The following is a 12584-nucleotide window of genomic DNA, read 5'->3' on the forward strand; positions in this document are numbered from 1 at the left end:
GCGAACCAAACGGGTTTTAAACGGCGCTGTCTTAGCCCACCTCAAGTGAGTTAATCATGCAGATGCCACGCCGATTCAATACGTACTGTCCGCATTGCCACGAACACCACGAGCACGAAGCCGAGAAGGTCCGATCGGGCCGGTCCTCGGGAATGAAGTGGGACGCTCGCCGCACCAAGCGAAACTCCTCGTCGATCGGTAACTCCGGTCGGTTCTCGAAGGTTCCCGCCGGCGAGAAGCCGACCAAGAAGACCGACCTCAAGTACCGCTGCAGCGAGTGTGGCAAGGCCCACCTCCGCGAAGGATGGCGCACCGGCCGCCTCGAGTTCCAGGAGTGATTCCAATGGCAGGAAATTTCTACTCGGTACGCTGTGGTGACTGCGAGAACGAACAGATCGTCTTCGGCAAAGCCTCTACGGAGGTCGCCTGTGCCGTCTGTGGCACGACGCTTGCCCGACCGACTGGCGGCAAAGCCGAGATCGAACACGAGATCACCGAAACAGTCGAGTCACGATGAAATACAGCGGCTGGCCCGATCCCGGCAACCTCGTCGTCGGCAAGATCGACGAAATCGAGGACTTCGGCGTCTTCGTCGATCTCGAGGAGTACGAGGACAAGCGCGGTCTGATCCACATCTCCGAAGTCGCGAGCGGGTGGATCAAGAACGTCCGCGATCACGTCCGCGAGGGCCAGATCGTCGTCTGCAAGGTCTTAGATGTCGACGAGGGGTCCCAGCAGATCGACCTCTCGCTGAAAGACGTCAACGACCACCAGCGCTCCGAGAAGATCCAGCAGTGGAAAAACGAACAGAAGGCCGACAACTGGATGGACCTCGCGCTGAGCAACGACATCGACGACGAGAGCTACACGGCTATCGCGAACGAACTGATCGGGGCTCAGGGGAGCCTCTACGACGGCTTCAAACAGGCCGCGATCCACGGACGGGAAGCCCTCGAAGAAACCGATCTCGCCGAGGACGAAATCGACTCGATCGTCGATACCGCACGCGAGAACGTGTCGGTCCCCTACGTCAACGTCACGGGCTACGTCGATTTGGAAAACCCATCACCGACCGGCGTCGACGGCATCCGCGACGCACTCGAGGCCGCGGAAGGAAACGGCGAAGTACCCGATGAAGTCGATCTCGAGGTTAGCTATGTCGGTGCCCCGGAGTACCGCATCGAAGTGCAAGCCCCGAACTACAAGACGGCCGAATCCCAGCTCGAAGACAGCGCCGACCGCGCGATCCGAGCGATCGAGGGCCACGACGGTTCGGGCGAGTACCACCGCGAGCGACGTACTGACGACGAGTAGCGTATGAAATCCGATATTCGAGTGTGTTCGGCGTGGCGTAATCGCCACGACCGGCCGGTGTATACGCTCGGATCGACCTGTCCTGACTGTGGTGAGCCGGCCGAAAACAGCGCGCCGGCGCCGTTCGACCCCGACGACCGCTACGGCGAGTACCGACGCGCTCTTAAACGTCGCAACCGCTGATACGGTATGGACGAACTCGAGATCGACGATCTCGCCGCGGTCGAGTTGGACGATCCGGTACTCGTCGAGGGACTGCCGGGTGTCGGACACGTTGGAACGCTCGCAGCCGAACACCTTCTCGAGGAGTTAGACGAGGAGTGTACGCTCGTTCGGCGGGTTTACTCCCAAGAATTCCCCCCACAAGTGAGCATCGAGGACGGCGTCTCGGAACTGACCTGTGCGGAGTTGCATGCCGTCTCGCCTGCTGACGGCCGTGATCTACTCGTGTTGACGGGCGATCACCAGGCCCAGACCAACAAAGGCCACTATCAACTGACGAGTGCCTTTCTCGACCTCGCCGAGGAGTTCGGTGTGAACGAGGTGTTTGCCCTCGGTGGCGTCCCGACCGGCGAACTCATCGAGGAGTACGCCGTCGTCGGCGCCGTCAGCGACGAATTGATGCTCGAGCGCTTCGAAGATGCGGGTGTCGAGTTCCGCGAGAACGAACCCGCGGGCGGCATCGTCGGCGTCTCCGGCCTCCTGCTGGGGCTGGGCGAGCGACGGGGCTTCGAGACCGCCTGTCTGATGGGCGAAACCAGCGGTTATCTCGTCGATCCCAAGAGCGCACGCGCCGTCCTCGAGTGTCTCGAGGCGTTACTCGAGTTCGACCTCGAGTACGACTCGTTAGACGAACGCGCCGAGGATATGGAAGACGTGATGGGCAAGATCCAGGAGATGGAACAGCAACAACAGCAACAGCAGATGGATGTCCCGACCGACGACGATCTGCGCTACATCGGCTGAGCATCGCAACGTCGCGGTCGTCGCTCGTCACTCGACCCGTCGTCCGGGCTCCCGATCGACTTCTTCGAGAACCGATTCGCCAGTACCCGGTTTCGATTCCCACGCCCTTTCGTCTTCGACGCTGAGACGACCGTCCTCGAGCAGTTCGATCGTTCCGATCGAGTGTCCGGTGGCCGTCTCGCCGTCGCTGGTCAACTGCACGTACCGAATGTCCCATCGATTGCCGTCGACCGTTCCAACCAGGTGTCCGTCCACGACGTCACCGCCAGCATAGCTCGCGTACAGGCGGTCGCCGTCCTGTTCGAAGTGATACGCATTACTGTAACGATGTACCGGCGCACCCGCCGCCCGGGTCGCGGCTGGGCCGGAACTGACTGACAGTAAACCGTATGAAACAGCGTCTCCGAACCGACATCGCCGCCGTCGCTGTTCGAAACGCCGGCGAGCGTTCGACCGTCGAGCGAGAGGTCGTCAGTCATACGGATACTGTCACAGCCGGAAGAATAACGATTGCGTTCGTCTCGTCACTTACCCCTCGAGCACTTCGTAGGAGATGTCGCCGTCCCGGAGCGCGTCGGTGACGCGGCCGACCGAGTCGGTGGTTGCAACGGCGGTCACCGCGAGGCCGTGTTCGGCGGCGTCGGCGGCGACCTCGCCGACGGCGAACGTGACTGCCGGGTCGGTACCGGCCTGTCGGCAGGCGACGACGGCCTCGACGCCCGTCGCTACGACGAGGTCGGCATCGACACAGGCATTCGAGACGGTGTCGTCGTCGATGGTTCTGCTGCCCCCGGTACGGACGCTCGGTACCTGTAGTACCGTCACGGAGCCGGGCTCGAGTTCCATGACGCCCTCGAAGCTGGTGACGCCGACGTCGGTGCCGGTGTCGGCGTCGGTGGTCGCGATGCCGGTCGCGGGCCCCTCGTTGCCCGGCTCGGCGTGGAGGAGCCCGTCTTCGAGAAAGAGGGAGACGGTTTCACCCTCCTCGATATCGGCGGCGGCGATGTAGGCGTCTTCGCTCATCGCGCCGAGGACGTCGCCAGTAACGTGGTCGGCGAAGCGACGGACATCGTCGGCGGCACGAAAGAGCCAGTCGACGCCTTCGCGAGTAACCCGGTAGCGCGAGCGACCCTCCTTCTCGACGAGGCCGTCGTCGACGAGTTCGCGGATGTATTCGCTGACGGCTTGACTCGTGACGCCGACTTCCTCGGCGATTTCACCTTGGCTCACAGCAGGTTGGCGCTCGGCGATCTGGACGAGGATCCGAAACCGCGTCGCGGCCCGCTTGTTGTCGAGGACGTCGACCATATGTAAGGGCTTATTTCGAGTACGGCAAAAAGGTACGCGGTCGACACATCGAACGAAGCCCCCAGAACAAAGCCGCTTGAGCCCGAAGTGAGCCACGTGAACGTTCGGAATGCCAACGAACGGCCAAACCTGTTCGCGGCACTACTTATCTGTAAGCCGACATTGAGGGACGACTGAATAAACTCATTAGGGATCAGGAGAGTCTCGAGTGCATGAACGACCGCTACGACGTAGTGATCGCTGGTGCTGGCCCGGCGGGCGCCCAGTGTGCACGCGACCTGGCAGCCAGGGGCTACGACGTCGTCGTCCTGGAAACAGAGGCCGAAGACGAGTTCCCGCGCCAGTCCAACAAGTCGACTGCGGGGACGTTCCCCTCCATGATGGCCTCGTTCGGGATTCCCGACGATGTCGTCATGCAGTACACCGACAGCGTCGTCCTCGAGTCGCCGACCGACTTCTACGTCAAAGAGCAACCGGGAGCCGTCCTCGAGTTCGCCGACTTCAAGCGATTTCTCGTCGAAGACAGCCGAGCGGACGGCGCGGCGTATCTGTTCGACGCTCGGGTGACCGGCCCGATCATGGACAACGGCGAGATCGTCGGCGTCAGGTACAACGGCGACGAGGAAGTCTACGGCGAGATCGTGATCGACGCGACCGGACCTGCGGCACCGCTGGCGAAGGAACTCGGCGTCAGCGACCTCAAGCGCGAGAACCACGCCATCGGCATCGAGTACGAGTTCGAGGGCATCGAGGTCGATCGGCCCGGCTACGCGGACCTCCACGACGCGATGATGCTCCGGCTGGACCACCAGATCGCACCCGGCGGCTACTCCTGGATCTTCCACACGGGCGAGGATACCGCCAAAGTCGGCCTCTGTTACATCCAGAACGGCTACCACAGCCGGTACGCGAAAGAGAGTTTCACCATCGACGACTACCTCGAGCACTGGCTCGAGACCGACCCACGACTCGCGAGCGCCGAACCGATCGAGGGCAAGCAACACCGCGGCTCGGCCCACATCCAGATGCCCGGCCAGATGCACACCGATCGATTCATGGCCATCGGTGACACCGTCCCGACGGTGGACCCGCTCTGGGGCGAGGGAATCAACAAGTGCATGCAGTCCGGTCGAATGGCCGCCGCGACGGCAGACAGCTGTCTCAAACACGGTGGTCTCGAGCCCACGGCTGACAATCTCGAAGTGTACGACACGCTCTGGCACCGAGAAGTCGCACCGAACATGAAAAACCGACTGCTGATGACGAAGCTGCTCTATCTGGCCGAAGACGACCGGTACGATCGACTCATGGCGGATCTCAACCGGCTCGATGACGACACGCTGGCGAAGGCAAACAAAGGCGACCCCGTCGCCATCGCGAAGCTGTTGCACGTAGAGGATCTGCCGATGCTCGCGGAGTTTGGAAAGCGGGAACTCCGTCCCGACATTCTGAGCTAACCGTGGCGATTCGTTCGTCCTGAGCAAGCGCGCTCGGTCCGTCTATCCACGACGAGCGTGCGCAGTGCTCTGTGGTTTCACGACCGACTGGGTGTCTTTGCCAGTCAAAGGTTCAACCGTCTCGGCGACGTAGCGTCGCGTCCAGTCGAGACCATGACTCAGAACGATACCGATGACTCGACGCTTCCGGATTCGATTGACGACCTCGAGGCCGGAGCAGTCGACAGTCCGATCGACGCGGCGCTGTCGACCGCTCCGGGCGACGACATCGACGACACACTGCCGCTCGTGGGTGGCGCAATCGTACTGCTTGCAGCGGTGCGGTCGCTGTTGCGCGGACAACGCCGTTCGATTCCACTCGCCATCGGTGGTGCGTGGCTGTTCAGATACGGACTTCGCAACCGTCGCTTGAGCGAATCGACCGACGAGACGTTCGACCCGATCGAGGAGACCGACGAGAACGAGCCCTCGAGTGGCTCCCAGATCGAGTTCGTCGACGAAGACGGGGCGGACGAGATTTCGGCCGATCCTCGAGACGATGGCGAGGACGACGTCGATCTCTCGGATGCGGCGATGGCCGACGAAGCGAGCGAAGCGACCGGCCCCGATCCCGAGCAGGCCCAGCCGACCCAGACGGACGCGACCGAACCCGAGGCGACGCCCGAGGAAGACGCCTCGGACATGAAAGTCGAGCCCGACGGGGACGAACAGGACGGGAATCGAAACGAATCGACTCTCTCGAGTGAGGAAAGCGAAGAGTGAACCGCCTCGGGGTCAAGCCCCGTGACATTCGCCTTGACAGCCTGTAAACCAATCGTCCCGGAACGGGGATGATACAGCGGCTTACTTGTAGGAGAGTTCGAGGTCGCGAGCGCGCTCGAGGAGGCCCTCGTCGTAGTATTCTTCGGTCTGTGCGGGTCGCGTCGAGTCGATCGCACGGACCTGCTGGACCGTATTCCGGAAGTTTTTGAAGGTGGCTTCGTCGACCATCTGCCCATCGAGAGTCACCGCACCGGTACCCTCGCGTTTGGCCTCGTTGAACCGTTCGATCTTACTGACGTCACGCTCGAGCTCCTCGGGCGTCGGCATGTGGACGGTGTTTGCTTGAATGGTCTGTTTAGGGTACAGCGACCACGAGCCGTCCAGTCCGAGTTTGGCCTCGTGTTCGACTTGGTCGGCATAGGCGTCGGCGTTGTAGTAGGTCAACCCGGCGCGTTCCTTGAACAGATCGTCGAAGGGACCGCCGATCGAGAGGAGATCGGCGGCGCTGGACTCGTTCGAGAGGGCCTCGAGGAGGCCGTCCCACCGTGGCATCCCGTCGCCGAGGTTGCGGCCGCCGAGTTCAGCGGCGTAGTCGACTGGGCCGAAGACGAGTGCGGTCAGTCGGGAGTCTTCGCCGAACGTGGCGATTTCGCGCAGGTCGGAGCGGGCACGGCCGGTCTCGATGATGATCGAGAGGCCGATCGAGCCGTCCTCGTAGCCGTATTCGGCTTCGGCGTCGGCGACGACCTCTGCAGCGCGCTGGACATCCTCGAGACGGCCGACCTTTGGGACGACGACGCCGTCGATCTCGTCGCCGAGTTCGGAGACGAGGCGGTCGATCTGGTCGCGACCTTTCTCGCGGTACTCCTCGTCCTCGTAGCTCCACTCGACGCGGGGCCAGATTTCGCCGGGGAAGTCGTACTGTGGGACCTTCTCGATGGTGTTCTCGAGGCCCTCGGCTTTCATGTTTGGCGCGGTCCCGTCTTCCATATCGGGGACGAGCCAGTCGGGAGCCTGGAACCCCTCAGCCTCGAGTGCGGAGACGAGATACTTCGCCGAGTTCTCTTTTGGAACGGCGGCCGGTGCGGTCTGGAAGGTTCGACAGAGTTGGATGTCGTCGCTCATGTGTCTTGCATTGGAGTTGATGTCGTCTGCGGTCGATTGTACTATTCGATCGTGTTAGTTAGAACGCTTTTGGATTTCCGCCGTCCGGGTGCCAGAATAGACGGGTTCGTCGTCCTGGTTGAACGCGATGTGCTGGAAGCGAACCGTTCCAGCCTCGTCGCTCGAGGCGTCGTCGGCCGCCTGGAGGACGCGGGTAAAGGCGTAGACGGTGTCGCCGACGGCGACGAACGTGTGAAACGATTCGTCGTCGAAGCCGACCTCGCGCCAGGTCTGTTCGTCCGACCGTGCGTGACCCAGTGCGGTCGATCGAGTCACGTCGCCGTAGGTGACGATCGAACCCGACGGTGAGTCGGCCATCTCGTCGACGTTGTGGTGCTGTTTGGCCGTGTTCAGCGTCGCAAGCGGCAGGGAGGCGACGGTGACATCGTCCTGCGTGCGGCCGCGCTCGTGCCGGTAGGCAACGGCAGCGTTTTCGGCGTCGGCCCGCTCGAGGGCGTCGACGAAGTCCTCGAAGTAACCGCCCTCGGGCGTAACGAACGTTTCCGGAAGCGTTGGCTCGTCGTCTTCCTCGGCTGTCGCGCCACCGTCGGTCGCAACCGGTTCGCGACGCGGGATCATGTTCGTGCGCTCGTACGAGCAGAGTACGTCCCCCGTCTCTGGGTCCTTGCCGCGGGTTCGCCAGGAGACGATGCCGTACTCGGGTCGGGAACTCGAGGTCGCCGTATCGACGACTTCGCTCTCGACGTGGAGTTCGGTGCCGGCGTAGACCGGCGCTTCGGGGAAGCGAACGTCGGTACGACCGAGGAAGTAGCCACCCTTCTCACTCAGGTCCTCGACGGTGATGCCAAGCGTCGCTGCGGTGAGGTAGTCCGGGTGGATCGGCGGCTCGTCGAAGTCACGCGCCTCGGCGGCGTCGGTTCGCCAGTAGGCGGGATCGTGGTTGAGTGTCTGGCCCATCCACTGTTCGTTCCCCCAGCGGGTCAGCGTGAGCCCGGGGTCGTGCTCGATGAGATCGCCCTCCTCGAAGTTCTCGAAGTAGTTCCCCTTCTCTCTGGTCTCGGCTTGCTCGAGTGCCTGTGCGAACGTGTCTGGATCCGTCCAGTCAGTCATCCGCTGTCACCTCGTCGCTCTCGGTTGGTAACTGTTCCCGTTTGTGTCGCGCAATCGTCCGACGCATCTCGTTTTCGACGATCATGTAGCCCTCGTCGAATCCCATACCGGGCTTTGCGAGTACCTGTGCCGCATTCGTCGCGAGCGCGACGTGGGCACAGGCACGCGCGGAGGTTTCGGTCTCGTTGCAGGTCCCACCGAGGTAGGCACGCGTCTCCGTGCCCTCACAGTAGCGAACTGCCTGTCCACTGCGATGAATCCCACCGAGATCGGGCGTCTTGACCTGCACGAGGTCGGCTGCGCCGGCGTCGACGAACGCCTGCACGTCCTCGAAGGTGTTACACCACTCGTCGGCGACGATGTCGACGCCGACGCCGGCGTCGGCCAGTCCCGCACGGAGTTCGACCATCGCGTCGATCTGGTCAGCGCGGTTGCCGACGTCCATCGGCCCTTCGATCTGGATCGGATACGGCGCGGCCGCTGTCTCGAGGGCGGCGAAATAGTCGACGACCGCTGTGCGATCGTACGGCGCGTCGAAGACCTCGCCGATCATGCCGTAGACGTCGATGTGAAAGCGGGGCTCGTAGCCGTCCGGGCCGAGTTCCTGGGAGCGTTCGGTGAGCCACTCGACGTACTCGAGCAAGGTCTCGCCGTCCTCGCCGATCTTCTCGACGCTGTTGATCAGCGCGTGGGGCAAGACGGGGACGCCCTTGACGAACATCTTCTCGGTGTTGTTGTAGCGGTCGTCGCCGGACTGGCCGAAGACCGGCACCGGTTCCGTCGCGGGTTCGGTCCCGAGCGCGTCGGCCATGACGGCCGTCCGCGTCGTGTTCTGGGCCTCGGCCGCGGCCCCGAGCAGCGCCTGCGAAACGCCGTATCGGATGGCGGTGTGCAGCTGGTCGCCCTCGACCGTCAGCGCCTCGAGCGTCTCGGCATTCTCGAGAAACGCAGTCGCGTCGCGACCTTCGAGTGCGTCGGCGACGGGCCCTTCGACGACGGGTGCGTATTCCTCGGCCTGGAACAGCGGGTCGCGCCCGCCAGCCCCGGAGTACTGCACCGCGGCACAGTCGCCGCGAACGACGGTACCGTCGGCGAGTTCGATGTCGACGATGAGCGTCTCGCCCGCCTGGCGAATCTCCTCGAAGCCGTCGGTGACGGGTTCGCCGTCGTAGGTAAAGCCGTCTTGCTGTGCACCCTGCTTGATCGCGCGCTGATCGTCGAAGAAGAACCCGGAAAAACCGGGCGTCGCGTGAATGCCTGTAATATCCATCGTTAGACGTTGCCCTGTGGGCGACCGATGAGTTTTCCGTCGCTGATCGCGTCGACGTCGTCTGCCACCATCCGGAACGACTGATCGCGCCCTTCCGTACTGGCCCGGCGCGAGAGTCGCGCCTTGTGGATCTCCTTGATATCATCGTCCATCTCGAGGTCGGCCCACTCGAAGATGCGGACGCGACCGTCGTCGTCTCGAGCGGGGAGGACGGCCCCCGCGGCGCTGTCAGATGGTGCGAATGGGACATCGAGTGCGCCCGAATCGAAGGCCTTGAGCGTTCCCTGAACGACGTCGCCGTCGCCGTGCTCGAAGATAGTGTCCATCAGACAGCGCGTTTCGCGCTCGATGAGGTCCTGTTCTTCCTCGATGCCGTCGATATCGATCTTCTGCTCGATCGCCATGTCGATGACCTGCCGCGTCGTGCGCAGCCCGGAGGCGTTTGCCTCCTTGGTCGGAACCCCCTGGAACTCCTGTGGGGACTTGGTGATGACCTTATCCGGCTGGGCGATGGCGGCGGTCATCCCGCCGAGGCTGATCACGCCGTTGGCACGGGCCTCGTCCGGCGGGAAGCCGCCCATCCACTCGTGGAAGACGGTGGTGACGACGACCTCGTCCGGGAGGTACTCGTTGCCCAGCTTCTTCAGGGCGTTCAGGGCGGCGACGTCCTGGACGACGTTGCCGACCTGCCCGTAACCGAGCGTGATCGAGCGCACGCCCTGCGTGGCGGCGAGTTTCCCCTCGACTAGCATGATCGCGATCGCGATCGACGGCGGGACGAGCGTCCCCGTGAGGGGACCGAACGGCTCGCGGTTGATGCGAACGCCGCGTTCGGTGTACGCGCCGGCCAGTCGATCTACGAATTGCCACTTCTCGATCGTCTCCTCGAGGCCGTGTCGCTTGGTGTAGGGGATGTTGTAGGAGATCGGACCGCCCTCGAAGCTCTGGAAACCACCGGCAAACGTGATCGCCGCCAGCAGTCGGGCGTCCGGCGTGCCGTGGCGGACCTCGATCGGAGCGTCGACCTCGTCGATCAGCTTTCGGCAGCCGTCGACGCCGTGGTTCACCGCGGGGAATCCGTTGAGCGTGTCGTCGCCCGTCTCACGCGCCTTCTCGAGGCCCTGTTGGGCTTTCTCGTATTCGTTATCGCGCGTGTACGAGTCGATCGTGGTCGGAATGAGATCCGCCTTCCCCTCCTCGTGGAGGTACTTCGAGAGTTCGATCTGGTCGTCGAGTCGCGGAACGCCAGCTCGAGGCTGCAAGAGCGGCTTGTCCGCCGACTCGAGGACATCTGCAAACCGTTTGTGGTCGGGCAGGGATTCGTGGTACTCGATGGCCTCCTCGAAGTCGACAGCTGCTCCGGTTGGCCAGTTCGATCGGATCTCTTCGTCGATACGCCGTAGCTCGTCGGCCGGTATACGTTCGTCTCGTATCATCTACGAATTCACAGTCGACATCTAGGAACTGATCCGTGGACGCTCCGACTCGGTCGGTCTGATATCTAAGTCCGTCCGGAGGGCGGCGATCGCCTCTTCCGGGTCGGTCTCGGAGTCGAAGACGCGGTCAAACCCGAGCGCTTCGAACGTCTCTCGAGTTCGGTCCCAATCGTCTTGCCCGACCGCCAGGTTGCCGCCGATGTAGCTGACGGCGTCGACCCCTCGAGACTCGAGGACGTCGTGAAAGCCCTGGCAGTCCTGCTCGGCGTGGCCGTAGAGCGAGGAGACCAGTACAGCGTTGGCGTCGTGTGCTACCGCGGCCTCGGCGAACTCCTCCTGGGAGGTCTGAACGCCGAGGTTGACGACATCGAAGCCAGCTGCACTGAAGGCCTGCTCTAAGATTGTGATTCCAACGACGTGGGCATCCGAGCCGATCACGCCGAGGACGACCGTTTGGGACATCGTATTCAAAACCATGATAGACGCCCCTATAAACTTAATGATCTTCCATGATAATACTCCTTAAACATCCTAGCAGCAGCCCTATGTCATGAATCCACATCCTCATGATCGATGGCAACAGTTTTTGTCGGCGTGACGCAATCGGTGGTACATGGGAGCGCTTTCGAATCTGCGCGTGTTGGATCTGACCCAGGTTCTCGCTGGACCGTACTGTACGATGTTACTCGCGGATATGGGCGCGGACGTAGTCAAAATCGAACGTCCCGGCGGCGATATGATCCGGTCGAATCCGCCGTTCGTCGACGACCCCGAGGAGGAGGCCTACGGCGGCTACTTCCAGAGTGTCAACCGCGGCAAGAAGAGTATCGAACTGAACTTAGGCGACGACGAGGACCGCGAGGACTTCCTCTCGCTGGTCGAGGAAGCCGATATCGTCGTCGAGAACTACCGGGCAGGCACGATGGAAAAGTACGATCTCGGCTACGAGACGCTTACCGAGTACAACGAGGATCTCATCTACTCCTCGATCCGAGGCTTTGGCGACCCGCGGACGGGTGAAACTGACCGACAGGGCCAGCCCTCGTTCGACCTCATCGCGCAGGCACTCGGCGGGGTCATGGAAACCACCGGCCAACCCGACGGCCCACCGACCAAGACCGGTCCCGGCGTCGGCGACCTCTTTACCGCGACGCTGAACTGCATCGGCATCCTCGCGGCCGTCAACCACCGCGAACAGACCGGCGAAGGCCAGTACGTCGACACTGGCATGTACGACTCGATGATCTCCTTTACCGAGCGTGCCATCTACCAGCAGTCCTACACCGGCGAGGCGCCATCCCGACGTGGGAACTCCCACCCGACGCTGTTTCCCTACGACGCCTTCGAGACTGCCGACGGCTACGCCGTCATCGCCGCGTTCAACAACAACCACTGGGCGGAACTCTGTAATGCGATGGAGCGTGACGACCTCGCCGAGTCGTATGCGACGACGCCGGAACGCCTCGCAAACCGCGAGACGCTTCACGAAGAGATCGGCGAGTGGGCCGGCGAGTTGACCAACGACGAACTCGTCGATATCCTCGAGGGGCGCGTCCCGGCCGCGAAGGTCCAAACGACCGAGGAAATCTTCGACGACCCACACATTCACACGCGTGATATGCTCGTCCCCGTCGAACAGCCCGGTGCGGGCGACGATGTCGAGATCGCGGGCACCCCTATCAAGATGACCGAAACGCCGCCCGAGCCCCGGGGTCGCGCGCCGTTGCTCGACGAACACCGAGACGAAGTGTTGGGCGAGGAGCCCGAGACGACGGCCGACGACTGATCGTCTGGGACGGATTTCTGGAACCGCCAACAAGCCCACCGTCTCGCCAG

The 12584-nt window shown here is 62.8% G+C and carries 15 protein-coding genes; 8 read left to right on the forward strand and 7 right to left on the reverse strand.

Features of this window, described 5'->3' with window-relative positions; translation table 11 throughout:
- The first annotated feature begins 56 nt into the window (after positions 1–56).
- Genes D8Y22_RS21810 through D8Y22_RS21830 form a run of 5 tightly spaced genes read left to right on the forward strand, consistent with a single transcriptional unit; the run spans position 57 to position 2280 of the window.
- A complete protein-coding gene (locus D8Y22_RS21810; protein ID WP_141466746.1) occupies positions 57–338 on the forward strand; it encodes a 50S ribosomal protein L44e in 282 nt (93 codons plus the stop codon).
- A gap of 5 nt (positions 339–343) precedes the next feature.
- On the forward strand, positions 344–517 hold the full coding sequence (locus D8Y22_RS21815; RefSeq protein WP_141466747.1) for a 30S ribosomal protein S27e: 174 nt from the start codon (positions 344–346) through the stop codon (positions 515–517).
- On the forward strand, positions 514–1314 hold the full coding sequence (locus D8Y22_RS21820; RefSeq protein WP_141466748.1) for a translation initiation factor IF-2 subunit alpha: 801 nt from the start codon (positions 514–516) through the stop codon (positions 1312–1314). Before D8Y22_RS21815 ends, D8Y22_RS21820 begins: the two co-directional genes overlap by 4 nt.
- A gap of 3 nt (positions 1315–1317) precedes the next feature.
- A complete protein-coding gene (locus D8Y22_RS21825; RefSeq protein ID WP_141466749.1) occupies positions 1318–1497 on the forward strand; it encodes an RNA-protein complex protein Nop10 in 180 nt (59 codons plus the stop codon).
- 6 nt (positions 1498–1503) lie between these two features.
- On the forward strand, positions 1504–2280 hold the full coding sequence (locus D8Y22_RS21830) for a proteasome assembly chaperone family protein (RefSeq protein WP_141466750.1): 777 nt from the start codon (positions 1504–1506) through the stop codon (positions 2278–2280).
- Between the two features lie 27 nt (positions 2281–2307).
- On the opposite strand, the gene D8Y22_RS23070 is transcribed toward D8Y22_RS21830, so the two are convergent.
- Together D8Y22_RS23070 and D8Y22_RS21840 are read right to left on the reverse strand one after the other, a co-directional pair.
- On the reverse strand, positions 2308–2535 hold the full coding sequence (locus tag D8Y22_RS23070) for a hypothetical protein (RefSeq protein ID WP_246084550.1): 228 nt from the start codon (positions 2533–2535) through the stop codon (positions 2308–2310).
- 273 nt (positions 2536–2808) lie between these two features.
- On the reverse strand, positions 2809–3588 hold the full coding sequence (locus tag D8Y22_RS21840) for a DUF7839 domain-containing protein (RefSeq protein WP_141466751.1): 780 nt from the start codon (positions 3586–3588) through the stop codon (positions 2809–2811).
- A 212-nt stretch (positions 3589–3800) separates the two neighbouring features.
- Here D8Y22_RS21840 and D8Y22_RS21845 point away from each other — a divergent pair, with 212 nt between their 5' ends.
- A complete protein-coding gene (locus D8Y22_RS21845) occupies positions 3801–5045 on the forward strand; it encodes a digeranylgeranylglycerophospholipid reductase (RefSeq protein WP_141466752.1) in 1245 nt (414 codons plus the stop codon).
- 153 nt (positions 5046–5198) lie between these two features.
- Complete coding sequence (locus D8Y22_RS21850; RefSeq protein ID WP_141466753.1) at positions 5199–5807, forward strand: hypothetical protein; 609 nt, start codon at positions 5199–5201, stop codon at positions 5805–5807.
- Positions 5808–5888: 81 nt separating this feature from the next.
- Here the strand turns inward: D8Y22_RS21850 and citE are convergent, their stop codons facing one another.
- From citE to glmS, 5 genes are read right to left on the reverse strand one after another with little or no spacing between them, the layout of a single operon-like run.
- On the reverse strand, positions 5889–6932 hold the full coding sequence (citE, locus tag D8Y22_RS21855) for an L-malyl-CoA/beta-methylmalyl-CoA lyase (protein ID WP_141466754.1): 1044 nt from the start codon (positions 6930–6932) through the stop codon (positions 5889–5891).
- A gap of 54 nt (positions 6933–6986) precedes the next feature.
- Positions 6987–8042: a 2-methylfumaryl-CoA hydratase gene (gene mch, locus D8Y22_RS21860; protein WP_141466755.1), complete on the reverse strand. Its 1056-nt coding sequence runs from the start codon at positions 8040–8042 to the stop codon at positions 6987–6989.
- Complete coding sequence (locus D8Y22_RS21865) at positions 8035–9312, reverse strand: methylaspartate ammonia-lyase (protein ID WP_141466756.1); 1278 nt, start codon at positions 9310–9312, stop codon at positions 8035–8037. Before D8Y22_RS21865 ends, mch begins: the two co-directional genes overlap by 8 nt.
- 2 nt (positions 9313–9314) lie before the next feature.
- Complete coding sequence (locus D8Y22_RS21870) at positions 9315–10748, reverse strand: methylaspartate mutase subunit E (RefSeq protein WP_141466757.1); 1434 nt, start codon at positions 10746–10748, stop codon at positions 9315–9317.
- Positions 10749–10769: 21 nt separating this feature from the next.
- Positions 10770–11225: a methylaspartate mutase subunit S gene (gene glmS / locus D8Y22_RS21875; protein WP_141466758.1), complete on the reverse strand. Its 456-nt coding sequence runs from the start codon at positions 11223–11225 to the stop codon at positions 10770–10772.
- A gap of 136 nt (positions 11226–11361) precedes the next feature.
- On the opposite strand from glmS, the gene mct reads away from it, so the two are divergent.
- Positions 11362–12534, forward strand: a complete 1173-nt coding sequence (gene mct, locus D8Y22_RS21880; RefSeq protein ID WP_141466759.1) for a succinyl-CoA:mesaconate CoA-transferase — start codon at positions 11362–11364, stop codon at positions 12532–12534.
- The last annotated feature ends 50 nt before the right edge of the window (positions 12535–12584 follow it).

The sequence above is a fragment of the Salinadaptatus halalkaliphilus genome (assembly GCF_006543045.1).
GTDB classification, from domain to species: Archaea; Halobacteriota; Halobacteria; order Halobacteriales; family Natrialbaceae; genus Salinadaptatus; species Salinadaptatus halalkaliphilus.

Coding starts and splice junctions, on each gene's coding strand:
- D8Y22_RS21825 (WP_141466749.1), top strand. CDS start 1,318: ATGAAATCCGATATTCGAGTGTGTTCGGCGTGGCGTAATCGCCACGAC.
- mct (WP_141466759.1), top strand. CDS start 11,362: ATGGGAGCGCTTTCGAATCTGCGCGTGTTGGATCTGACCCAGGTTCTC.
- D8Y22_RS21850 (WP_141466753.1), top strand. CDS start 5,199: ATGACTCAGAACGATACCGATGACTCGACGCTTCCGGATTCGATTGAC.
- D8Y22_RS21845 (WP_141466752.1), top strand. CDS start 3,801: ATGAACGACCGCTACGACGTAGTGATCGCTGGTGCTGGCCCGGCGGGC.
- citE (WP_141466754.1), bottom strand. CDS start 6,932: ATGAGCGACGACATCCAACTCTGTCGAACCTTCCAGACCGCACCGGCC.
- D8Y22_RS21865 (WP_141466756.1), bottom strand. CDS start 9,312: ATGGATATTACAGGCATTCACGCGACGCCCGGTTTTTCCGGGTTCTTC.
- mch (WP_141466755.1), bottom strand. CDS start 8,042: ATGACTGACTGGACGGATCCAGACACGTTCGCACAGGCACTCGAGCAA.
- D8Y22_RS21820 (WP_141466748.1), top strand. CDS start 514: ATGAAATACAGCGGCTGGCCCGATCCCGGCAACCTCGTCGTCGGCAAG.
- D8Y22_RS21810 (WP_141466746.1), top strand. CDS start 57: ATGCAGATGCCACGCCGATTCAATACGTACTGTCCGCATTGCCACGAA.
- D8Y22_RS21815 (WP_141466747.1), top strand. CDS start 344: ATGGCAGGAAATTTCTACTCGGTACGCTGTGGTGACTGCGAGAACGAA.
- D8Y22_RS21830 (WP_141466750.1), top strand. CDS start 1,504: ATGGACGAACTCGAGATCGACGATCTCGCCGCGGTCGAGTTGGACGAT.
- D8Y22_RS21840 (WP_141466751.1), bottom strand. CDS start 3,588: ATGGTCGACGTCCTCGACAACAAGCGGGCCGCGACGCGGTTTCGGATC.
- D8Y22_RS21870 (WP_141466757.1), bottom strand. CDS start 10,748: ATGATACGAGACGAACGTATACCGGCCGACGAGCTACGGCGTATCGAC.
- glmS (WP_141466758.1), bottom strand. CDS start 11,225: ATGGTTTTGAATACGATGTCCCAAACGGTCGTCCTCGGCGTGATCGGC.